The following is a 21,557-nucleotide window of genomic DNA, read 5'->3' as shown; positions in this document are numbered from 1 at the left end:
CGGCGGGCCGCCGGACCGGGCGCGCCCGCTTACCCTGGATAGGGCCATGACGAGCGACATCATCGAGGGCTACACCGCGGGCGACCGCCGGCGGTGGGCGCCCGAACCGGCCAAGCGCCGCGACCGGACGGCGTTCGAACGCGACCGGGCCCGCGTGCTGCACAGCGCCGCCCTGCGGCGGCTCGCCGCCAAGACCCAGGTCGCCTCGCCCGGCGCGGACGCGGCGGCCGACACCGTGCAGAGCCTGCGCACCCGGCTGACCCACTCGCTGGAATGCGCCCAGGTCGGCCGGGAGCTGGGCAAGTCCCTCGGCTGCGACCCCGACCTGGTCGAGGCGGCGTGCCTGTCGCACGACATCGGGCACCCGCCGTTCGGCCACAACGGCGAGTACGCGCTGGACATCGTCGCCCGCGACTGCGGCGGTTTCGAGGGCAACGCGCAGAGCCTGCGCGTCCTGACCCGGCTGGAGCCGAAGTCGTTCGCGCCGGACGGCCCGCCCCTGCACGGCCGCAGCGTCGGCCTCAACCTGACCCGCGCGGCGCTGGACGCCGCGATGAAGTACCCGTGGCCGCAGGCCGAGGCGGTCAACGGGAAGTTCGGCGTCTACGACGACGACATGGACGTCGCCGCCTGGGTCCGCGAGGACGCGCCCGCGGGCCGGACCTGCTTCGAGGCGCAGGTGATGGACTGGAGCGACGACGTCGCCTACTCCGTCCACGACCTGGAGGACGCGCTGGTCGCCGGGCACGTCGACTTCGCCCGGCTCGCCGACCCGGCCGAGCGCCGACTCGTCGCCGCCACCGCGGAGAAGCTGTACTGCCCGGGCGCCGACCTCGGCGAGCTGGAGGAGCGCTTCGCCGCGCTGCTCGCCGAGCCGTGCTGGCCGGACCGCTACGACGGCACCCCGCGCAGCCTCGCCGCGCTGAAGAACCTGACCAGCACGCTGATCGGGCGGTTCTGCCTGGCCGCCGAGGCCGCGACCCGCGACGCCTACGGCGACCGGCCGCTGACCCGGTACGCGGCGGAGCTGATCGTCCCGCGCGTGCCGCGGATGGAGAACGCGCTGCTCAAGGGCATCACGGCGCACTACGTGTGGATCAGCCACGAGGAGATCAGGGCCCGCCAGCGGACGCTGATCACCGAGCTGGCCGAGCTGATGCTGGCCGGCGCGCCCGGCAGCCTCGACCCGGGGTTCCGGGAGGCGTTCACCCGCGCCGCCGACGACGCGGCCCGGCTGCGCGCCGTCGTCGACCAGATCGCCTCGCTCACCGACCTCTCCGCGATGGCCCGGCACCGGATGCTGGGCGGCCGTCCGCACTGATCGGGACGCGTTTCCCGGCGGGTGAGGCGCGCGAATACGTGCGGACGCGCCCGGTGACGGCCCTTGTCTCGGCACAGGGGCGGCTGTAGGGATAGCTACAAGTCAACTACAGGAGGTCGCCATGCCCGAGGAGACATTCGTCATCGCCGGCGCGAGCCTGGCCGGAGCCAAGGCGGCGGAGACGCTCCGCGAGGAGGGTTTCACGGGCAGGATCCTGCTGGTGGGCGAGGAGATCGAGCGGCCGTACGAGCGTCCGCCGCTGTCCAAGGGCTTCCTCCTGGGCAAGGAGCCCCGCGAGAAGGCGCACGTCCACGAGCCCGACTGGTACGACGGGCACAACGTGGAGCTGCGGCTCGGCATGTCCGTGGCCTCGATCGACCGGCGGGCGCACGAGGTGCGCCTGTCCACGAAGGAGCCGGTCTCCTACGACAGGCTGCTGCTGGCGACCGGCGCGTCCCCGCGCCGCCTGGAGGTGCCCGGTTCCAAGCTGCAGGGCATCCACTACCTGCGCACGATGGCCGACTCGGCGGCGCTGAAGCAGGCGCTCGCGCACGGCGGGCGGCGCGTCGTGATCGCGGGCGCGGGCTGGATCGGGCTGGAGACGGCCGCCGCCGCCCGCTCCCACGGCAACGAGGTGACGCTCATCGACCCGGAGCCGACGCCGCTGCACGCCGCCATGGGGCCCGAGCTCGGCGGCGTGTTCGCCGACCTGCACCGCGAGCACGGCGTCATCCTGCGGATGGACGACGGCGTCGCCGGGTTCTGGGGCGCCGGGCAGGTGTCGGCGGTCGTCACCTCCGGCGGCGCCGAGGTCCCCGCGGACGTCGTGATCGTCGGCATCGGGGTGCGGCCCAACACCCGGCTCGCGGAGGAGGCCGGGCTGGAGGTCTCCGACGGCGTGCTCGTCGACCAGTCGCTGCGCACGTCCGATCCCGACATCTTCGCCGCCGGCGACGTCGCCAACGCCTTCAACCCGCTGCTCGGACGCCGGATCCGCGTGGAGCACTGGGCGAACGCGCTGAACGGCGGGCCCGCCGCCGCCCGCGCCATGCTCGGTCGGGAGGTCGTCTACGACCGGATCCCGTACTTCTTCAGCGACCAGTACGACCTCGGCATGGAGATGTCGGGCGTCGCGTCGCCGGGGGAGTACGACGAGGTCGTCTACCGGGGCGACCGCGAGGCGCGGGAGTTCATCGCGTTCTGGCTGTCGGGCGGCCGGGTCGTCGCCGGGATGAACGTCAACGTGTGGGACGTCACGGGGGACGTCCAGGCGCTGATCCGCTCCGGCCGCACCGTGGACGCCGCCCGCCTCGCCGACCCGAAGGTGCCGCTGGCCGACCTCGCCTGAATGAACCTGAAGGAAATGGAATGTCCCGATCGGACGTTCCATCGGGCATGGGCACGTCCGGCGCCACTGATCTTTTAGCCGGGTAGTGACTTTCGCATATGTCCTACTCAGGTAAGGTCTGGGCGAGTGAGTACTGTGCAGCGGTCGAGACCGGTCGAAACGGTCTCATCCGCCCCGGCGTACCGGACATTCCTCCGCGAACTGCTGAGCTTCGGCTTCGTGGGGTGCGTCGGCACGCTCATCATGATCTTCGGCGCCAACCTGATGCGCGCGTGGCTCGGCGGCAGCCCGGTCACCAGCGTGGTCGTCCCGACCATCGTGTCGACGCTGACGTCCTACCTGCTCAACCGGCACTGGACGTTCCGGCACCGCGACAGCGACGGCTCCGGCCGGGAAGTCGCGATCTTCTTCGCGCTGAACGGCGTCGGGCTGCTCATCCAGGTGCTGTGCACCGGCTTCACCTACTACACCCTCGGCCTGCACGGCGGGATCGCCTACAACCTCGGCCTGCTCGCCGGCGTCGGCCTCGGCTCGGCCTTCCGCTACTGGTCCTACAAGAAGTGGGTGTTCACCCCGGCCGCGGCGTGAGCGGCGCTCAGCGCCCGGCCGGGACGAGATCCCCGGTCTGGGCGAGCGCCTCGGACAGGATGCCGGCGAGGTCCTGCCCGGTGCCCTGGGAGAAGATCGCGTGGTCGATGCCGCGCTCGGCGAGCCGCCCGACCCTGTCGACGGCCTCGTCCACGGACGGCGTGCCGGTGAAGAGGCTCAGGGACGTCTTCTCGATCTCGCCGTAGTCGCGCCCCTCGCGCTCGCAGTGCTCCCGCAGGACGTCCAGCTTGCGCGGCAGCTCGTCGCCGTCGAAGAGGTTGCAGGCGTCGGCGTACTTCGCCACGAACCGGAGCGTCTTCTTCTCCCCGCCGCCGCCGATCAGGATCGGCGGGTGCGGGCCGCGCAGCGCGGGCGGCGAGTTCAGCGGCCGCTCCAGCGCGTAGTGCTCGCCCTCGAACGGCGATTCGTCGCCCTTCCACATCCGGTCCGCGATCCGCAGCGTCTCCTCCAGCCGCTCGAACCGCTCGGCGGTCGGCGGGAACCGGACGCCGAGGCCGCGCGACTCCTCCTCGTTCCACGCCGCGCCGATGCCGAGCCACGCGCGCCCGCCCGACAGGACGTCCAGCGTGGTCACGGTCTTGACCAGGATGCCGGGGTGCCGGTAGGTCACGCCGGTGACCATCGTGCCGAGGGTGATCCGCTCCGTCAGCGCCGCCGCGTAGGCGAGCGCCGAGTAGCCCTCCAGCATCGGCTCCTCCGAAGGGCCGACCCCGCGGATCTGGAAGAAGTGGTCCATCACCCAGAGCGAGTGCAGCCCGCCCTGGTCGGCCTCGCGGGCCATCCGGCCGAACACCGGGGCGATCTGCTCCGGTCCGCCGGGGAAGGTGAAGCTCGGAACCTGGAGTCCGATGCGCATGGCAGTCCCTGTTGCTCGTCGTTCGCCGTCCCCTCCACTCTGCGATCTGGAGCGCGCTCCAGGTCAAGCCGCCCCGCCGCGCGGACGTTGACCTGGAGCGCGCTCCAGGTGCGATCCTGGAGGACGTGAGTTCCTACTCCCCGTCCGAGACCGCCGAGAAAAGCGGGTTCAGCATCGACACGCTGCGTTACTACGAGAAGATCGGGCTGCTGTCGGGCATCGCGCGCAACGCGTCCGGGCGGCGCGTGTTCAGCGACGACGACCTGGCGTGGCTCGGCATGCTGCGCTGCCTGCGCGTCACCGGGATGCCGATCGCGGAGATGCTGCGCTTCTCCGAGCTGGCCCGCGGCGGCACCGAGACCTTCCAGGAGCGCTTCGACCTGCTGCGGGAGCACGACCGCCGGGTCGAGGAGCAGATCGCCGCGCTCCGCGCGCAGCAGCGGCACATCAAGCGGAAGATCGACCTGTACCGGGAGGCGGCCTGCGAGGCCGCCCCCGCGCCCGCCTGAGCGAGCGCCCGCCCCCAGGCCCGGTCGCTGCGCGGGACCGTCCCGTGACTAGCGCTGGACGGGCGTGACGCGGCGGCCGTCGGCGCCGAAGAACAGCACGCGGCCGAGGTCGACGGTCAGCGCCACGTGGTCGCCCCGGTTGGGGCGGTCGCCGGGCGCGATGCGGAACACCAGGTCGGAGCGGCGGTGGTGGCCCGAGTGCTCCTCCGGGGCCGCCTCCTCGGGCGGCGTCCGGCCCATCATCTCCCGCACCCGGTCGCGCCATCCGGGGCGCTCGGCCTCGTGGGACGGCGCCTGCGGCGGCCGCCCCACCTCGGCCGCGTCGACCGTGGGGATGCCCGCCGCGGCGTAGGCGAGCCACTCGTGCCCGTGGAACTCCAGCGCCCGGACCTGCCCGGACAGCACGGACCCGTGCGGCGCCGGGACGCCCGGCGAGATCGGCACGAGGGTGTCCGGCCGGATGCCGACGATCACCGTCTGGCCGTGGTGGCTGATCAGCGCCGACGCCCGGGGGTCGTCCCAGGGGACCAGCAGCCGCTGCGGCCCGAAGTCGATCAGCAGCCCCTCGCCCTCGATGGCCCACAGGGTGGCCTGCATCAGGTTGATCGGCGGCGAGCTGAGGAACGCGGCCACGAACACGGTGCCCGGGTCCTCGTAGATCTGCTCGGGGGTGCCGACGTCCTCCAGGACGCCGTCCCGCAGCACCGCCATCCGGTCGGCCATCGTCATGGCCTCGACCTGGTCGTGCGTGACGTACACGGTGGTGGTGCCGGTGGAGCGGACCAGCGCGGCGATCTCGACCCGCAGCTCGGCGCGCAGCCCCGCGTCCAGGCTGGACAGCGGCTCGTCCATCAGGAACAGCGACGGCTCCCGGATCAGCGCCCGGCCGATCGCGGCGCGCTGCCGCTGGCCGCCCGACAGCGTGCGCGGCAGCCGGTCGATCATCGTGTTCAGGCCGAGCGCGCGGGCCAGCTCGACGACCTTCGCGCTGGCCTCCGCCCGGTCGTCGCCGGACACCTCCAGGGGGAACATCATGTTGCCCTTGACCGTGCGGTGCGGGTAGAGCGCGCCCTCCTGGAACACCATCGCGACGTTCCGGTCGCGGGGCGGCAGGTCGTTGGCCACGCTCCCGTTCAGCCACAGGTCGCCGGAGGTGATCTCCTCCAGCCCGGCGATCATGCGCAGGATCGTGGACTTGCCGCAGCCGGACGGCCCGAGCAGGACGAACAGCTCGCCGTCGTTGATGCGCAGGCGGACCTTCCGGACGGCGACATGCCCGCCCGGATACACCTTGTCGACGCCGTCGAGCACAACATCCGTCATCGCGTCCGCCTGGGTGAGAGCAAAATCTCGGTCAGTCATCACATCGCGCGACAGTCCGAGTTGTCCAGAGTAAAACCGCGCTTACCGGGGGCGGATCCGGCCGAGTCCGGCCAGTGACCACGGCATTCCGGCCAGGAATAGGAGGATCACGACAAACCGGAGGATGTCTCCGGGGCCGGTTCGGGTGGGGACGCGCCGGATGTCACGCCCCCGCCGTAGACTCCTTGGTCGTGGCAGGCAGGATACGCAACGAGGACATCGCGCTCGTCCGTGAGCGGGCGTCCATCGACGCCGTGATCGGCGAGTACCTGCAGCTCCGCAGCGCGGGCGGAGGCAACCTGAAGGGCCTGTGCCCGTTCCACGACGAGAAGTCGCCGTCGTTCAACGTGACGCCCTCGCGCGGGCTGTACTTCTGCTTCGGCTGCGAGGCGGGCGGCGACGTCATCAAGTTCGTCCAGGAGATCGAGCACCTGTCGTTCTCCGAGGCCGTGGAGCGGCTCGCCGCCCAGGCCGGGATCCAGCTCCGCTACGAGGAGGGCGGCGGGCGCGGCCCCCGCCAGGACGGCGGCCAGCGCGCCCGGCTGATCGAGGCGCACAAGGCCGCCGCCGAGTACTACACCGGCAACCTGGAGTCCCCCGAGGGCGCCATCGGCCGCAAGTTCCTGTCCGAGCGCGGCTTCGAGGCCGCCGACGCCGCCCGGTTCGGCGTCGGGTTCGCGCCCCGCGAGTGGGAGGGCCTCGTCCGGCACCTGCGCGGGCGCGGGTTCGCCGACCGCGACATCGTCGCCGGCGGCCTCGCCAAGGAGGGCCGCCGCGGCCCGATGGACCGCTTCCGCGGCCGGCTGATGTGGCCGATCCGCGACCTGTCCGGCGACGTCATCGGGTTCGGCGCGCGCAGGCTCTACGAGGACGACGACGGCCCCAAGTACCTGAACACCCCCGAGTCGCCACTCTTCCACAAGAGCTCGGTGCTGTACGGCGCCGACCTGGCGAAGAAGGAGATCGCGCGGCGCCGGCAGGCCGTGGTGGTCGAGGGCTACACCGACGTGATGGCCTGCCACCTCGCGGGCGTCCCGACGGCGATCGCCACCTGCGGCACGGCGTTCGGCGACGAGCACATCAAGGTGCTGCGCCGGCTCCTCATGGACCAGGACGAGTTCCGCGGCGAGGTGATCTTCACCTTCGACGGCGACGCGGCCGGCCGCAAGGCGGCGCTGCGCGCGTTCGACGACGAGCAGAAGTTCGTCTCGCAGACGTTCGTCGCCGTCCAGCCCGACGGGCTCGACCCCTGCGACCTGCGCATCCGGCACGGCGACGCGGCGGTGCGCGACCTGGTCGCCTCCCGGCTGCCGCTGTTCGAGTTCGCGGTGCGCAGCGCGATCGAGCAGCACGACCTCGACACCGTGGAGGGGCGGCTCGCCGCGCTGGACGCGGCCGCGCCCGTCGTCGCCGCCATCAAGGACCGGTCGCGCCGGCACATGTACGCCGTCAACCTGGACCGCTGGCTCGGCATCATGGACGAGCAGTTCGTGCTGCGCCGCGTCCGCGAGCTGGCGAACCGCCGGCACGCCCGCGAGCGCGCGGGCCACGGGCGCGCCCCGGCCGGAAACGGCCGGGACGGGTACGGCCGCGACGGGCGGAACGGGAACGGCCGGCCCGGCGACGGGCGGAACGGCAACGGGCGGAACGGTAACGGGTCCGCCGAGCCGCGGCGGCCCGCGTTCGACCCGTCCGATCCGGAGGTGCAGCGCGAGCGCGAGCTGCTGAAACTGGCCGTGCAGCGGCCGGCGCTGCTCGGGCCGGTGTTCGACGAGGTCCCGGCGGAGGCGTTCATCGCGCCGCCGCACGCGGCCGTGCGCGCGGTCCTCGCGGCGGCGGGCGGCGTGACGGCCGCCGGCAACGTGGCCGAGTGGGTGTCGCTGCTCCTGGAGAGCGCCCCCAACGACCAGGTCAGGGACCTGATCACCAAGCTCGGCGTGGAACCGGTCCGGTCCGCCCAGGATTCGGACGACCGCTATGCCATGGAACTGCTCGCCCGGATACAGGAGCGCCAGCTCACCCGCATGATCGCGGACGCGAAATCTAAACTCGGGCGGCTGAATCCGGTCGAGGCGCAGGAGGAGTACCACAGGCTCTTCGGCGATCTTGTCGCGCTTGAGCAGCAGAGACGGGTGTTGCGCGAGCGAGGGCTCGGATCACAGTAAGGCAAGTGAGCGCAAAATGGGTCCTGTGATCTAGGCCCCCTTTGTCGCAGACTGTCCCCGTGGGCCCTTCGGTGCTGCCAAGCGAGGCGCCATCGGTTGATCAGGTGGCGGACCTCGTCGCACGTGGCAGAGAACGCGGCGGTGTGACCGTCGAAGACGTCGCTGCCGCACTCGATCGCTCGGACTTGCCGGACGACTCCATGGAACGGGTCGTCCGGATGCTCGCAGAGCAGGGGGTGGAGGTCCTCGAGTCTCAGCAGGAGACCGAGGACGTCGCGCGAGCGGATGAGGGAGACCTCGGCAAGCGGGCGCCGACGAGCGACCTGGTTCGGATCTACCTGAGAGAGATCGGTCGCGTACCGCTTCTCACGGCAGAAGATGAAGTAGAACTCGCGAAATCGATCGAGGCGGGCCTGTTCGCCGAGGAGAAGATGGCGCGCACCGCCGTCCTCGCCCGCGGCGAGCTGCTCGACCTCGAACTGCTCTCCCGCGAAGGCATGCGGGCGAAGCAACGCCTGATCGAGGCCAACCTGCGGCTGGTGGTCTCGATCGCGAAACGCTACGTCGGCCGGGGAATGCTGTTCCTCGACCTGATCCAGGAGGGAAATCTCGGGCTCATCCGCGCGGTCGAGAAGTTCGACTACACGAAGGGGTTCAAGTTCTCGACCTACGCCACCTGGTGGATCCGGCAGGCGATCACCCGGGCGATCGCCGACCAGGCCCGGACGATCCGGATCCCGGTCCACATGGTGGAGACGATCAACAAGCTGGTCCGGGTGCAGCGGCAGATGCACCAGGACCTCGGCCGGGAGCCGACCCCCGAGGAGATCGGGCTGGAGATGGGCCTGTCGCCCGTCCGGGTGGTGGAGATCCAGCGGATCGCCCAGGAACCGGTCTCGCTGCAGTCGCCGATCGGCGAGGAGGACTCCGACCTCGGCGACTTCATCGAGGACGCGGACGCCGTCGTGCCGATCGAGGCCGCGGCGTTCATCCTCCTCCAGGACCAACTGGAGGACATCCTCGGCACCCTGTCGGACCGGGAGCAGCGCATCATCCAGCTGCGCTTCGGCCTGGCCGACGGCCACCCCCGCACCCTGGAGGAGGTCGGCCGCGAGTTCGGCGTGACCCGGGAGCGGATCCGCCAGATCGAGTCGAAGACGCTGGCGAAGCTGCGCCACCCGTCCCGCGCCCAGATGCTCCGCGAATACCTGGAGTGACGGCGGACTCGGAACGGCCGATCGTCCCCCCGGCCGCGCGGCCGGGGGGACGATCGGCGTCCGGCGGCGCCGCCAGGGTGACTCGCGGCGATTCGTCGCTTTTCGTCCGGGCGGTCATCTACCGTGGTGGTCATGCTGATCGTGACGACTGACGGCGTGCCGGGGTACGACATCCGGAGCGTGCTCGGGGAGGTCCTCGGGACGTCCCTGCAGGCCGACCAGGGCGCGCCCGCGCAGCCCGCGCAGGGCGGGAGCAGCGCGACGTTCCGGGTGACGGGGGAGCGGCCGGCCGCCGGACTCGCCGCGGCGCGCCGGGAGGCGATCGACCGGCTCGGCGAGGAGGCGCGCCGCAAGGGCGCCAACACCGTCGTCGGCATGCGCTTCGACACCGCCCACGTGGGCGGCGGCTTCGAGGTCTGCGCGTACGGGACGGCCGTCTGGGCTGAGCCCGCTGGGCAGCAGCGCGAGCAGCCGCAGCAGTACCAGCAGCGCCCGCCGCAGCAGGGCCACCTCCCGCCCTACGGCGACCCGCAGCCGGGCGGCCCGCCGATGGCGGCGCGCAACCTCACGATGGGCCTGCGCGACCGGCCCCGCTGACCGGACCGGGGCGGATCCCGCAGAACCGGGTCGGGCCGGGCGGCCGCGGCGTGCGATGGCTCACTGTCGCGGGGGCCACTTGACGAGCTGAGGACAGGCTTCGCTAATTTAGGTGAGCCTAACTATTTGCTCGCCCCTGGAGACCCCCATGCGTCCTGTGTCCGCCCTCGCCCTCGCCGGTGCCGCCGCCGTGTCGATGTCCCTGCTCTCGGCGTGCGGCGGTGACGGCAAGGCGGACGCTGCGGGCGCCATCCCGGTGACGGCGACCGACGACTCCTGCGAGGTGGCCAAGACCGACCTCACCGCGGGCAAGACCACGTTCAAGGTCAGCAACAAGGGCTCCAAGGTCAACGAGTTCGAGGTCCTCAAGCCGGACGGCAAGATCCTCGCCGAGCGGGAGAACATCGGCCCCGGCACCAGCGTCGACTTCGTGGTGAACCTGCCCGCCGGCCAGTTCACGCTGCTGTGCAGCGCCGGCCAGACCGGCAAGGGCCCGTCCCAGAAGGTCACGGTCACCGGCAAGGCCGAGGGCGGCGCCGACGCGCGGCTGTCCAAGGCCGCCGCCGACTACAAGGCGTTCGTCATCGTGAAGCTCGACGACACCATCGCCAAGACGCAGGCGTTCGTCGACGCGGTGAAGGCCGGCGACGTGGAGAAGGCCAAGGAGCTGTACGCGCCGTCCCGCGTCGGCTGGGAGACGATCGAGCCGGTCGCGGAGAAGTTCGGCGACATCGACCCGAAGGTCGACGCCCGCGAGGCCGACCTGAAGCCGGAGGAGAAGAAGGACTGGTCCGGCTGGCACCTGCTGGAGAAGGCCCTCTGGGAGGACGGCTCGGTCAAGGGCAAGGAGAAGTACGGCGATCAGCTGCTGAAGGACCTGGAGACGCTGAAGTCGCGGCTGCCCGGCCTCACCCTCGACCCGGTGAACGACATGGCGGGCGGCGCGAAGGAGCTGCTGGACGAGGTCGCCACCGGCAAGGTCACCGGTGAGGAGGAGGCGTTCAGCCACACCGACCTGGTCGACTTCAAGGCCAACGTCGACGGCGCCAAGAAGATCTACGAGCTGCTCAAGCCGGTCGTCCAGGAGCGGGACGCCCAGCTCGCCACCGACCTCGACGACAACTTCGCCAAGGTCGAGGCGCTGCTGAAGAAGCACGAGAAGGGCGACGGCTACGTCTCCTACGACAAGGTCGGCAAGGACGACCGCAAGGACCTGGCCGACGCGGTGAACGCGCTGGGCGAGCCGCTGTCCAAGCTCGCCGAAGTCGTCGCCGCGTAGCGCGGGCGAAGCAACGGAACGGGAAGGTGGCGGCGGGATGACCGAGGCGCGGCCGGGGATGTCCCGGCGCAGGATGCTGACCTTCTCCGGCGCGAGCCTGGTCGCCGGGGCCGCCGCCGGTGCGGGCATCGACCGGGTGGCGTTCGCCGGCGAGGACACCGGGGCCGGCGCCGCCGTCCCGTTCCGCGGCGCGCACCAGGCGGGCATCGCCACCCCCGTCCAGGACCGGCTGCACTTCGCCGCGTTCGACGTGACGACCGGCGACCGCGGCCGGCTCGTCCGGATGCTCAAGGAGTGGACCGACGCGGCCGCCGCGATGACCGCCGGGCGGCCCGTCGGCAACGGCGCCGTCGCCGGGCCGCCGGTCGCGCCGCCCGACGACACCGGGGAGGCGCTCGGCCTGCCGCCGTCCCGGCTCACGCTGACGATCGGGTTCGGGCCGACGCTGTTCGAGAAGGACGGCGAGGACCGGTTCGGCCTCAGGGCGCGCCGCCCGGCCGCCCTCGTCGACCTGCCGCACTTCCCCGGCGACAACCTCGACCCCGACCGCAGCGGCGGCGACATCGCCGTGCAGGCGTGCGCCGACGACCCGCAGGTCGCGGTGCACGCCATCCGGAACCTCGCTCGGATCGGGTTCGGCACGGTCTCGGTCCGCTGGTCGCAGCTCGGGTTCGGCAAGACGTCCTCGACGACCCCGGACGCGCAGACCCCGCGCAACCTGTTCGGGTTCAAGGACGGCACCGACAACATCGGCGCCGGCGACAGGGCGCTGCTGGACGAGCACGTGTGGGCCGGGAAGGACGACGGCTGGATGGCGGGCGGCTCCTACCTCGTCGCCCGCCGCATCCGGATGCACATCGAGACCTGGGACCGGACGTCGCTGCGCGAGCAGGAGGACATCTTCGGCCGCAGCAAGGGCGAGGGCGCGCCGGTGGGGGAGCAGAAGGAGCGCGACAAGCCCGTCCTCGCGCGGATGAAGCCGGACGCGCACGTCCGGCTCGCGCACCCCGACTCCAACCGCGGGGCGCGGATCCTGCGGCGCGGCTACTCCTTCACCGACGGGTCCGACGGCCTCGGGCGGCTGGAGGCGGGCCTGTTCTTCATCGCGTTCCAGCGCGACCCGCGCACGGGCTTCATCCCGGTCCAGCAGTCGCTGGCCACCGACGCGCTGAACGAGTACATCCAGCACGTCGGGTCGGGCGTGTACGCGTGCCCGCCGGGGGTCCGCGAAGGCGGCTACTGGGGCGACACCCTGTTCGCCTAGGGCCCCTGCCCCGCGGCTACCCCTGCCCGGCGCGCTCCGAGCGGATGCGGGTCACGACGTCCCCGGCGGCGGTCCTGACCGACTCCAGCTCCTGGAGGTAGGCCCAGTAGTCCGGGTGGACGCCGGTGAGCCGCTTCGGCGCGTTCTCCAGCCGCTCGACGAGGCCGTCCAGCACCCGGGCGTGCTGCGGCGCGGCCCCGCCCGGCTGCGCCATCGCGAGCCGCTGCGCGTCCCGCACGGCGAACTGGGCCCGCTCCGCGGGCTTCGCCGGGTCCGCGGCGACCGCCTTCAGCTCCTCCACCCGACCGGTGACCTGCCCGGCGCGGCGGTCCGCGGCGTTGAGCTCGGTGCGTGCGGCGGTGAGCGCCCGCTGCGCCTCCTGCCACTCGGCGCGCGCGACGTGCGCGGACGCCTCGTTCAGCCGCTCCCGGGCCCGCGTCGCGGCCGCCTCGATGGCCTCGGGCGCGCCCCGCAGGTCCTGCCAGCACGCCTGCGAGTAGCCGCGCAGCAGCGCCCGCATCGCCTCCTGGACGGGCCCGACCCGGTTCGCGACGGCGTCCGCGCGGGTCCGGACGGAGGCGAGCGAGTTGCGCACCTTCTGCGCGAGCTGCGGCAGCTCCGCGGCGGCCTCCCGGGCCCGCTCGGCGATCGCGCGGACGTCCTCGGCGCGGCGGATCGCGCCGTCCAGCCCGAGCCCGCCGAGGCCCTTGGAGCCGAGCTGGGCGAGGATCTCCCGGGCGCGGGCCAGCTCGGCCTCCGGCTCGGAGGCGTCCATCCCGGCGTCCTTCGCGGCGGCGAGCGCGGCGTCGGCGGCGGCCACGGCGTCGCGGGCGGCGGTCAGCCGGGGCGGGAGCTGGTCGAGCGCCGCCTCCAGCCGCGCCATCTTGGGGGCGAGCCGCTCGGCGAAGCCGTTCAGGTTCCCGGTGACCTGCCGCAGCCGCTCGGCGGACGCGACGAACGCGCGGCGGGCCGCGTCGTACTCGGCCGGTGACCGGTCCCGGTCATCGAGGTCGTGCGCGTCCAGGACGGAGATGTAGGCGACCGACGCGGCGTCGGCCGACTCCGACAGCAGGCCGAACTCCCGCCGGACGGGCGCGGCGGCGGCCGCGTCCAGGTCCTCGAAGACGGTGACGCGGCCGTCGATGTACTTCTGCGCCTGGTCCATGTCGTAGAAGGCGGCCGCGGCCGCCTCCCTGGCCTCGGTGGCCGCGGCAGCCGCCTGCGCCCCCCTGCCGCCCCGGCGGCGCTGGTCGCCCGGTCCCCGCAACACAGCCTCCTCTCGTCCCTGCCCAGTCTGGCCCAGACGGCCGGTATTTCGCGCCCCGGGTGCCCCGGACCGCCCAGTGCGACAGGGAAAGCCGTCACAGGTTCACAACGCATGGAACGGATAGCATCGCTGCTACGTCGATAATGCTGGGCGCCGGGTCGGCGTCCGTCACGGCATGCGATCTTGGAGGCCCATCGTGCCCGTCAGCCTGAGCAAGGGCGGCAATGTCTCGCTCACCAAGCAGGCACCCGGACTCACCGCGGTGATCGTCGGTCTCGGCTGGGACCTGCGCACCACGACCGGCACGGACTTCGACCTCGACGCCTCGGCCATGGTGCTGGACGGCTCCGGCAAGATCATCACCGACCAGCACTTCGTCTTCTTCAACAACCTGCGCACCCCCGACGGCGCGGTCGAGCACAGCGGCGACAACACCACCGGCGCGGGCGAGGGCGACGACGAGCAGCTGAAGGTCGATTTCGGCGCGATGCCGGCCGCGGCCGAGCGGGTCGCGTTCGCCGTGTCGATCTACGACGCCGACAGCCGCGGGCAGAACTTCGGGCAGGTCCGCAACGCCTACATCCGGGTGCTGAACCAGGCCGACGGCGCCGAGATGGCCCGCTACGACCTGTCCGAGGACGCCTCGATGGAGACCGCGATGGTCTTCGGCGAGCTGTACCGCAACGGGACCGAATGGAAGTTCCGCGCGGTCGGCCAGGGCTACGCCTCCGGGCTGGCCGGCATCGCGATGGACTTCGGCGTCAACATCTGACCCGGCACCCCGTCCGCATTTCATCCGGAACGTCTGATCCCGCGGCCCCCCGAGCCGCGGATCCGAACAGGAACACCAGGAAGGGAACGGCCCGAACATGGGAGTCTCACTCGCCAAGGGCGGCAACGTCTCGCTGACGAAGGCCGCCCCGAACCTCACCGCGGTCACCGTCGGCCTCGGCTGGGACGTCCGCGCCACCACCGGCGCCGACTTCGACCTGGACGCGTCCGCGCTGATGCTCGGCGGCACCGGCAAGGTCATGTCCGACCAGCACTTCGTGTTCTTCAACAACCTGAAGAGCCCGGACGGCTCGGTCGAGCACACCGGCGACAACCTGACCGGTGAGGGCGAGGGCGACGACGAGTCGATCAACGTCGACCTCAACGCGGTGCCGGCCGAGTGCGACCGCATCGTGTTCCCGGTGTCGATCTACGACGCCGACAACCGGAACCAGAGCTTCGGCCAGGTCCGCAACGCCTTCATCCGGATCGTCAACCGGACCGACGGCAACGAGCTCGCCCGCTTCGACCTCACCGAGGACGCCTCCACCGAGACGGCGATGGTCTTCGGCGAGCTGTACCGCCACAACGGCGAGTGGAAGTTCAGGGCCGTCGGACAGGGGTACGCCTCGGGTCTGGCCGGCATCGCCACGGACTTCGGCGTCAACGTCGGCTGACGGCCGGCGCACCCCGCACCCGGCCGCCACGCCCGGCCGTCCTCACTAGCAGAGATACGCGCATGATTCTTCGCACCTTCGGTTGGTCCTTCGGCATCACGGCCCTCGGGCTGCTGGCCGCCTTCTTCTACGACGGGCCGACCGGGCTGGCCCTGGTCGCCGTGCTGGCGATCCTCGAGATCTCGCTGTCGTTCGACAACGCCGTGGTCAACGCCAAGGTGCTCGACCGGATGAGCCCCTTCTGGCAGAAGATCTTCCTCACCGTCGGCATCGCGATCGCGGTGTTCGGCATGCGGCTGGTCTTCCCCCTGCTGATCGTGGGCATCACCGCCAAGCTGGGGCCGGTCGAGGCGTTCGATCTCGCGCTCAACGACCAGCACCGCTACCACGAGCTGATGAACGGCGCCTACCCGATGATCGCGGCGTTCGGCGGCATGTTCCTGATGATGCTGTTCCTGAACTTCGTGTTCGAGGAGCGCGCCGAGAAGTGGCTGCCCTGGCTGGAGCGGCCGCTCGCGCGCATCGGCAAGCTCGACCAGCTTGCGGTCGTCGTCGCGGGCGGCTCGCTGGCGCTGGTGGCGTGGCTGACCGCCGACGACCCGGGCAACGTCATGATCGCGGGCGTGCTCGGCATGGTGACCTACATCCTGGTCAACGGGCTCGGCGAGCTGTTCTCCGAGGCGAGCGAGGACGACGAGGAGGAGGACGGCGACGGCGAGGGCCGCGAGGCCGCTCCGGCGAAGTCCGGGCCGAGCTCGCTGGCGCTGGCCACCGGCAAGGCGGGGTTCTTCCTGTTCCTGTACCTGGAGGTGCTGGACGCGTCGTTCAGCTTCGACGGCGTCATCGGCGCGTTCGCCATCAGCACCGACCCGATCGTCATCGCGCTGGGCCTCGGCATCGGCGCCATGTACATCCGGTCGCTGACGGTCTTCCTCGTCCGCAAGGGGACCCTGCACGAGTACGTCTACCTGGAGCACGGCGCCCACTGGGCGATCGGCGCGCTCGCGACCTGCATGCTGATCAGCATCGGCCACCACGTGCCCGAGTGGATCACCGGCGGGCTCGGCGCCGGCCTGATCATCGCGGCGTTCATCAGCTCCGTCGTCCGCAACCGCGGCGAGGACGAGGACGCCTCCGGCTCGCCGTCCGGCGGCGGCAAGCAGCTGCACTCCAGCAACGTCTGACCGGTCCGACTCCACCCCGCGACCAGCATCGATTCACCGAAGGAGCCGAACGATGTCGATCTCGCTGCAGAAGGGGCAGAAGGTCTCGCTGGCCAAGCCCGGCGGCGGCACCCTCAGCCGGGTCCGGATGGGGCTCGGCTGGGACGCCGTCGCCAAGAAGGGCCTGTTCGGCAAGGGCCGGGCCCAGTCGATCGACCTGGACGCGTCCTGCCTGCTGTTCGACGCCGCCGGGAACCTCGCCGACCAGGTGTGGTTCCGGCAGCTGCGCAGCAAGGACGGGTCCGTCCAGCACACCGGCGACAACCTCACCGGCGCGGGCGAGGGCGACGACGAGGTCATCAACGTCGACCTGCAGGGCGTCCCCGCGAACGTCACCCAGCTGGTGTTCACGGTCAACTCCTTCACCGGGCAGGACTTCTCCCAGATCGCCAACGCGTTCTGCCGCCTGGTGGACGAGAGCACCGGCGAGGAGATCGCCCGCTACGACCTGAGCGGCGCCGGCCAGCACAACGCGCAGATCATGGCGAAGGTGACGCGGGACGGGCAGGGCTGGTCGATGACGGCGATCGGCGCGACCGCGACCGGCCGCACTTTCCAGCACCTGCTGCCGGCCGTGTCCGCCCACCTGTGATGGGCTGACGGCCGTCCATGCGGCATTTCGACCACATCGACGCCGCGCGTCGCAAGCACCTGTTCTACCGGCATCCGCGCCCGTTCGACCGGCACGGCGACCCGGCGGTGCTGGCCGTGGCGCTCGGCGCGACGCTGTACAGCCCCGCCACCCGTCCCTGCCTCGCCGCCGACATCGAGCGGGCGGCGCGGCGGGGCGTGATGAGCATGGTCGTGTGCCTTGAGGACGCGATCGGCGACGACGAGGTCGCGGCCGGCGAGGCGAACCTGGTGGCGCAGTTCCACGACCTGGACGCGGCCTGCCGGGAGCGGGGCGCGGAGGTGCCGCTGCTGTTCGTCCGGATCCGCGACCCGCGCCAGATCGGCGACCTGCTCGGCCGGCTCGGCGGCGCCGCCGGGCTCGTCAGCGGGTTCGTCCTGCCGAAGTTCACCCCGGCGGGCGGCGGCGCGTTCCTCGACGCGCTGGAGGACGCCGCCGTCCGCACCGGGCTGCGGCTGCTCGCGATGCCGGTGATCGAGAGCCCGGAGGCGGTGTACGCCGAGAGCCGCGCGGAGATGCTGGACGACGTGGCGCGGCTGCTGGCCAAGCACCGGTCGCGGATCCTCGCCGTCCGGCTCGGCGCGACGGACATGTCCGCCGCGTACGGGCTGCGCCGCCCGCCCGACCTCACGATCTACGACATCCGGCCGGTCGCGAGCGTCATCTGCGACGTGGTGAATGTGCTCGGCCGCGCCGACGGCACCGGGTACGTGGTGACCGGGCCGGTGTGGGAGTACTTCTCGGCGGGGGAGCGGATGTTCAAGCCGCAGCTGCGGCAGTCGCCGTTCGACGCGCAGCAGGCGGCGCCGCTGCGGCAGCGGCTGATCACCTCGGACCTGGACGGGCTGATCCGCGAGGTGCACCTGGACAAGGCCAACGGCCTGCTCGGGAAGACCGTGATCCATCCGAGCCACGTCGCGGCCGTGCACGCCCTGTCGGTCGTGACGCACGAGGAGTACTGCGACGCCGCCGACATCCTCGGCGTCGCCGGGGGCGGGGCGATGGCCAGTTCCTATGCCAACAAGATGAACGAGGCGAAGCCGCACCGCGCGTGGGCGCAGCGGCTGATGCTGCGGGCGAGCGTGTTCGGGGTCGCGGCGGAGGGCGTCACGTTCGTCGAGCTGCTGGAAGCGGCGGGCGGCCGGTGACGTCCTCCTGGGTCTCCTCGCGCCTCGGGGTGCGGCTCATGGACGGCTCCCGCCCGGTGGGGGCCGGTCTGTCGTCGCTCGTAGGGCTGGCCGTGCGGCGCAATCCGCGCCGTGCGCATCTGCTGGTGTCGGCCGTGCTGGGCAAGCACGTCCCGACGGACCCTCGGCTCGTGTACGGGTCCGGGCTGCTGCTGGGCGACCTCGTGCGCGCGCGCCTGCGGGGTGAGGATGCGGCCCATCCCGGTTCGCTTCTGCCGGACGCTCTGGGCGGTGCACCGGGGGCTGCGGCCAGGTTGCGCGACCTCATGCGCGCACCTCGGGTCCCCGTGGACGCGATCGTCCTGGGCTACGCCGAGACCGCCACCGCCCTGGGGCATTCCGTGGCGGACGCCTTGGGCGGTGCCTACTACCTGCACTCGACGCGGCGTCCCGTGCCGGGCTTCGCGACCTACGGCGGGTTCGAGGAGGAGCACAGCCACGCCACGAGCCATCTGCTGCTGCCCGCGGATGCGGCGATGCTCGACCGCGACGTCCCGGTGGTGCTGGTGGACGACGAGCTGTCCACGGGCCGGACCGTGCTGAACACCATTGAGGCGCTGCACGCCGTCCGGCCGAGGGACCACTACGTCCTGGCGGCACTGGTCGACCTGCGCGGGCCCGGGGACCGGGCGCGCATGGACGATCTCGCCGACCGGCTGGGCACCCGCATCGACGCGGTCGCGCTGGCCGGAGGGCACGTCGAGCTGCCCGAAGGCATCCTGGCGGCGGGGCAGGCCCTCGTCGCGGGCCTGTGCGGCGATTCCGCCGTCCCGGACGGGCCGCCGTTCAAGGTGACGCGGGCGGAGTTGGAGTGGCCGGCCGGTCTGCCGGACGGTGGACGGCACGGCTTCCAGCCCGAGCATCGGGCACGCCTGGAGAAAGACCTCGCGCGTATGGCCGATGTCCTCGCCGCGGAGCTCGATGCTGTCTCGCGGGTGCTCGTGCTGGGGTTCGAGGAGCTGATGTACGCGCCGCTGCGTCTCGCAGAGGCGCTCGCCGACGCGCTGCCGTCCGTGGACGTCCGCTACTCGACGACCACACGTTCGCCCGTGCTCGCCGTGGACGACCCCGGTTACGCGATCAGAACGCGGCTGGTGTTCCCGTCGCATGACGATCCCGCCGACGGGCCGGGGGAGCGGTACGCCTACAACGTGGTCGCCGGCTCGGACCAGCGCGGGTTCGACCAGATCGTCTTCGTGGTGGACGACGTCGGTGACACGGAGGCGCTCGCCGGCGGCCTCTTGGAGCGGCTGCGCGCGCTTGCGCCGGTCCTGGTCGCCACTGTCCCCGCCCATGGGAGGGATTCGTGAAGCCGCTGCCCGGGCCGCTGTACGGGCCGTCCTTCGGCAGCTATCCGGCGGAGGACGTCGCCTGGCTGCTCAAGGACCTCTCGCATGTGCGCCTGGAGGCCCCCACCGAGGAGCGCGAAGCGGCGATCCAGGCGGGCCGCGCCCACTACGCCGAGTCGCTCCCGGTCGAGTACCAGCCCGGTCCGGAGTACCGGCGGCTGTTCCACCGGGCGCTGGAGGCGTCGGCGGAGCGGCTCGCCTACGCGACGGGGCTGGTCACCGAGATGATCCTCACCGAGCGCGGGCCGGGCGCCGTCCTGGTGTCGCTGGCGCGGGCCGGGACGCCCGTCGGGATCCTGATGCGCCGCTGGGCGCGGTACGCGCACGGCCTCGACCTCCCGCACTACGCCGCCAGCATCGTCCGGGGCCGGGGCATCGACACCGCGGCGCTGCGGTATCTCGCCGAGCACCACGACCCCGCGTCCGTGATGTTCGTGGACGGCTGGACGGGCAAGGGCGCCATCACGCGGGAGCTGACCGCCGCGCTGGCACCGCACCCGTTCCCGTCCGACCTCGCCGTCCTCGCCGACCCGGGGCGGTGCACGCCGCTCTACGGGACGCGCGACGACTTCCTGATCCCGTCCGCGTGCCTCAACTCGACGGTGTCGGGCCTGGTCAGCCGGACGGTCCTGAACGCCTCGCTCATCGGTCCGGGCGACTTCCACGGCGCGAAGTTCTACCGGGAGCTGGCGGGCGACGACGTGTCCGCGGTGTTCCTGGACGCCGTCGTCGCCCGGTTCCCGGACGTCGCCGAACGCGTCGCGAAGGACCTCCCGGATCTGCGCGCCGCCGACCGCGCGCCCGACTGGTCCGGGTGGGAGGCCGTCCGGCGCTGCGCCGAGGCCGAGGGGATCGACGACCTCAACCTGGTCAAACCGGGCATCGGCGAGACGACGCGGGTGCTGCTGCGGCGCGTCCCGTGGAAGGTGCTCGTGCGGGCCGACGCCGGGCCCGAGGTGACGCACATCCGGCTGCTCGCCGGCGAGCGCGGCGTGCCCGTCCACGAGGTCGAGCCCGACCGGTTCCCCTACGCGTGCATGGGGTTCATCCATCCCCGCTTCGGCCAGGGAGCCGTTCAGTGACCGTCCTGGTGTGCTCGGACCTCGACCGTACGCTCATCTACTCCGCGGCCGCGTTCGCCTTGGACGGGCCCGACGAGGCGATGCCGCGCCTGCTGTGCGTGGAGTTCTACCAGGGGGCGCCGCTCTCCTACATGACCGAGGCTTCCGCGCGCACCCTCGAAGTCCTGTCGACGGCCGCGACGTTCGTTCCCACCACGACGCGCACACCGGAGCAGTACCGGCGCGTGCACCTGCTGGAGAAGCCGCCCGCGTACGCCATCTGCGCGAACGGCGGCCACCTCCTCGTGGACGGCGAAGTCGACCGGGCATGGGCCGAGACCGTCCGGACCCGTGTCGCGGACGGGTGCGCGCCGCTCGCGGACGTCCAGCACCATCTCGCCGAGTCCAGCGGCGACTTCGTCCTCAAACAGCGCACGGCCTCCGACCTGTTCGCCTACACCGTCGTCGACAGGGCCGCGCTGCCCGCCGGCTGGGTCGAGGCCCTCACCGGCTGGTGCGCTGAACGCGGCTGGCGGACGTCCCTGCAGGGCCGCAAAGTCTACTGCCTGCCCGCGTGCCTCACCAAGGCCGCCGCCGCCGAGGAGGTCGCCCACCGCGCCGGCGCGTCCGCGATGCTGGCCGCCGGCGACTCCCTCCTCGACATCGAACTGCTCGAAGCCGCCGACCTGTCGATCCGTCCCGCGCACGGCGAACTGCACGACACCGGCTGGACGTCCCCCCGCACCACCGTCACCGCCGCCCGCGGCATCGCCGCAGGCGAGGAGATCGCGGAATGGCTCCTGGAACGCGCGGCGGAACCGTAAATAATCACGGGGCCCTTCACGCCCGCGTTGGGAATCGACA

General features: G+C 72.1%; 20 protein-coding genes. 17 read left to right on the top strand and 3 right to left on the bottom strand.

The window, feature by feature from the left end:
* The first annotated feature begins 46 nt into the window (after window positions 1–46).
* The 3 genes from ABFX46_RS25985 to ABFX46_RS25975 all read left to right on the top strand — a co-directional run bounded on the left by ABFX46_RS25985 (window position 47) and on the right by ABFX46_RS25975 (window position 3,257).
* Window positions 47–1,321 (top strand): deoxyguanosinetriphosphate triphosphohydrolase, encoded by a 1,275-nt coding sequence (locus ABFX46_RS25985; RefSeq protein ID WP_346045983.1) that lies wholly within the window; start codon window positions 47–49, stop codon window positions 1,319–1,321.
* A 121-nt stretch (window positions 1,322–1,442) separates the two neighbouring features.
* Window positions 1,443–2,669 (top strand): NAD(P)/FAD-dependent oxidoreductase, encoded by a 1,227-nt coding sequence (locus ABFX46_RS25980; protein ID WP_346045982.1) that lies wholly within the window; start codon window positions 1,443–1,445, stop codon window positions 2,667–2,669.
* A 126-nt stretch (window positions 2,670–2,795) separates the two neighbouring features.
* Window positions 2,796–3,257: a GtrA family protein gene (locus ABFX46_RS25975; protein WP_163060364.1), complete on the top strand. Its 462-nt coding sequence runs from the start codon at window positions 2,796–2,798 to the stop codon at window positions 3,255–3,257.
* 7 nt (window positions 3,258–3,264) lie between these two features.
* Here the strand turns inward: ABFX46_RS25975 and ABFX46_RS25970 are convergent, their stop codons facing one another.
* Entirely contained in the window at window positions 3,265–4,134 is an 870-nt protein-coding gene (locus ABFX46_RS25970) for an LLM class F420-dependent oxidoreductase (protein WP_346045981.1), read from the bottom strand.
* A gap of 125 nt (window positions 4,135–4,259) precedes the next feature.
* On the opposite strand from ABFX46_RS25970, the gene ABFX46_RS25965 reads away from it, so the two are divergent.
* On the top strand, window positions 4,260–4,643 hold the full coding sequence (locus tag ABFX46_RS25965) for a MerR family transcriptional regulator (RefSeq protein ID WP_346045980.1): 384 nt from the start codon (window positions 4,260–4,262) through the stop codon (window positions 4,641–4,643).
* A 48-nt stretch (window positions 4,644–4,691) separates the two neighbouring features.
* Here the strand turns inward: ABFX46_RS25965 and ABFX46_RS25960 are convergent, their stop codons facing one another.
* A complete protein-coding gene (locus tag ABFX46_RS25960; protein WP_346045979.1) occupies window positions 4,692–5,966 on the bottom strand; it encodes an ABC transporter ATP-binding protein in 1,275 nt (424 codons plus the stop codon).
* A gap of 230 nt (window positions 5,967–6,196) precedes the next feature.
* Here ABFX46_RS25960 and dnaG point away from each other — a divergent pair, with 230 nt between their 5' ends.
* From dnaG to efeB, 5 genes are all read left to right on the top strand, one after another.
* On the top strand, window positions 6,197–8,170 hold the full coding sequence (gene dnaG / locus ABFX46_RS25955) for a DNA primase (RefSeq protein WP_346045978.1): 1,974 nt from the start codon (window positions 6,197–6,199) through the stop codon (window positions 8,168–8,170).
* A gap of 71 nt (window positions 8,171–8,241) precedes the next feature.
* A complete protein-coding gene (gene rpoD, locus ABFX46_RS25950) occupies window positions 8,242–9,387 on the top strand; it encodes an RNA polymerase sigma factor RpoD (RefSeq protein WP_067631740.1) in 1,146 nt (381 codons plus the stop codon).
* Window positions 9,388–9,519: 132 nt separating this feature from the next.
* On the top strand, window positions 9,520–9,984 hold the full coding sequence (locus ABFX46_RS25945) for a YbjQ family protein (protein ID WP_163060105.1): 465 nt from the start codon (window positions 9,520–9,522) through the stop codon (window positions 9,982–9,984).
* A gap of 148 nt (window positions 9,985–10,132) precedes the next feature.
* Window positions 10,133–11,263, top strand: a complete 1,131-nt coding sequence (gene efeO, locus ABFX46_RS25940) for an iron uptake system protein EfeO (protein ID WP_346045977.1) — start codon at window positions 10,133–10,135, stop codon at window positions 11,261–11,263.
* A 37-nt stretch (window positions 11,264–11,300) separates the two neighbouring features.
* Window positions 11,301–12,527, top strand: a complete 1,227-nt coding sequence (gene efeB, locus ABFX46_RS25935) for an iron uptake transporter deferrochelatase/peroxidase subunit (protein ID WP_346045976.1) — start codon at window positions 11,301–11,303, stop codon at window positions 12,525–12,527.
* 16 nt (window positions 12,528–12,543) lie between these two features.
* Here the strand turns inward: efeB and ABFX46_RS25930 are convergent, their stop codons facing one another.
* Window positions 12,544–13,797, bottom strand: a complete 1,254-nt coding sequence (locus tag ABFX46_RS25930; RefSeq protein ID WP_346045975.1) for a molecular chaperone DnaJ — start codon at window positions 13,795–13,797, stop codon at window positions 12,544–12,546.
* 193 nt (window positions 13,798–13,990) lie between these two features.
* Here ABFX46_RS25930 and ABFX46_RS25925 point away from each other — a divergent pair, with 193 nt between their 5' ends.
* The 8 genes from ABFX46_RS25925 (at window position 13,991) to ABFX46_RS25890 (ending at window position 21,517) form a co-directional block, all read left to right on the top strand.
* Complete coding sequence (locus ABFX46_RS25925; RefSeq protein ID WP_346045974.1) at window positions 13,991–14,566, top strand: TerD family protein; 576 nt, start codon at window positions 13,991–13,993, stop codon at window positions 14,564–14,566.
* Window positions 14,567–14,663: 97 nt separating this feature from the next.
* Window positions 14,664–15,242 (top strand): TerD family protein, encoded by a 579-nt coding sequence (locus tag ABFX46_RS25920; RefSeq protein WP_163052929.1) that lies wholly within the window; start codon window positions 14,664–14,666, stop codon window positions 15,240–15,242.
* Between the two features lie 62 nt (window positions 15,243–15,304).
* Window positions 15,305–16,426, top strand: coding sequence for a DUF475 domain-containing protein (locus ABFX46_RS25915; protein WP_346045972.1), 1,122 nt, complete (start codon window positions 15,305–15,307; stop codon window positions 16,424–16,426).
* 52 nt (window positions 16,427–16,478) lie between these two features.
* Entirely contained in the window at window positions 16,479–17,057 is a 579-nt protein-coding gene (locus tag ABFX46_RS25910) for a TerD family protein (RefSeq protein ID WP_163052931.1), read from the top strand.
* A 17-nt stretch (window positions 17,058–17,074) separates the two neighbouring features.
* Complete coding sequence (locus tag ABFX46_RS25905; protein WP_346045971.1) at window positions 17,075–18,244, top strand: HpcH/HpaI aldolase/citrate lyase family protein; 1,170 nt, start codon at window positions 17,075–17,077, stop codon at window positions 18,242–18,244.
* Window positions 18,245–18,282: 38 nt separating this feature from the next.
* Complete coding sequence (locus tag ABFX46_RS25900) at window positions 18,283–19,593, top strand: phosphoribosyltransferase family protein (RefSeq protein ID WP_346045969.1); 1,311 nt, start codon at window positions 18,283–18,285, stop codon at window positions 19,591–19,593.
* Entirely contained in the window at window positions 19,590–20,714 is a 1,125-nt protein-coding gene (locus tag ABFX46_RS25895) for a cysteine protease StiP family protein (RefSeq protein ID WP_346045967.1), read from the top strand. The genes ABFX46_RS25900 and ABFX46_RS25895 overlap by 4 nt, the downstream gene beginning before the upstream one ends.
* Entirely contained in the window at window positions 20,711–21,517 is an 807-nt protein-coding gene (locus ABFX46_RS25890; protein WP_346045965.1) for an HAD family hydrolase, read from the top strand. Before ABFX46_RS25895 ends, ABFX46_RS25890 begins: the two co-directional genes overlap by 4 nt.
* Window positions 21,518–21,557 lie beyond the last annotated feature (40 nt).

Source organism: Actinomadura chokoriensis (assembly GCF_039529475.1).
GTDB lineage: Bacteria > Actinomycetota > Actinomycetes > Streptosporangiales > Streptosporangiaceae > Spirillospora > Spirillospora bangladeshensis.
The sequence above is the reverse complement of the archived record's forward strand: the minus strand, read 5'-3'. Positions and strand labels throughout refer to the sequence as shown.

Excerpts from the sequence above, each read along its gene's own strand:
- ABFX46_RS25905 (WP_346045971.1), top strand. The coding sequence starts at position 17,075 with ATGCGGCATTTCGACCACATCGACGCCGCGCGTCGCAAGCACCTGTTC.
- efeO (WP_346045977.1), top strand. The coding sequence starts at position 10,133 with ATGCGTCCTGTGTCCGCCCTCGCCCTCGCCGGTGCCGCCGCCGTGTCG.
- ABFX46_RS25985 (WP_346045983.1), top strand. The coding sequence starts at position 47 with ATGACGAGCGACATCATCGAGGGCTACACCGCGGGCGACCGCCGGCGG.
- ABFX46_RS25900 (WP_346045969.1), top strand. The coding sequence starts at position 18,283 with ATGGACGGCTCCCGCCCGGTGGGGGCCGGTCTGTCGTCGCTCGTAGGG.
- ABFX46_RS25920 (WP_163052929.1), top strand. The coding sequence starts at position 14,664 with ATGGGAGTCTCACTCGCCAAGGGCGGCAACGTCTCGCTGACGAAGGCC.
- ABFX46_RS25915 (WP_346045972.1), top strand. The coding sequence starts at position 15,305 with ATGATTCTTCGCACCTTCGGTTGGTCCTTCGGCATCACGGCCCTCGGG.
- efeB (WP_346045976.1), top strand. The coding sequence starts at position 11,301 with ATGACCGAGGCGCGGCCGGGGATGTCCCGGCGCAGGATGCTGACCTTC.
- ABFX46_RS25910 (WP_163052931.1), top strand. The coding sequence starts at position 16,479 with ATGTCGATCTCGCTGCAGAAGGGGCAGAAGGTCTCGCTGGCCAAGCCC.
- ABFX46_RS25960 (WP_346045979.1), bottom strand. The coding sequence starts at position 5,966 with ATGACGGATGTTGTGCTCGACGGCGTCGACAAGGTGTATCCGGGCGGG.
- ABFX46_RS25945 (WP_163060105.1), top strand. The coding sequence starts at position 9,520 with ATGCTGATCGTGACGACTGACGGCGTGCCGGGGTACGACATCCGGAGC.
- ABFX46_RS25980 (WP_346045982.1), top strand. The coding sequence starts at position 1,443 with ATGCCCGAGGAGACATTCGTCATCGCCGGCGCGAGCCTGGCCGGAGCC.
- ABFX46_RS25970 (WP_346045981.1), bottom strand. The coding sequence starts at position 4,134 with ATGCGCATCGGACTCCAGGTTCCGAGCTTCACCTTCCCCGGCGGACCG.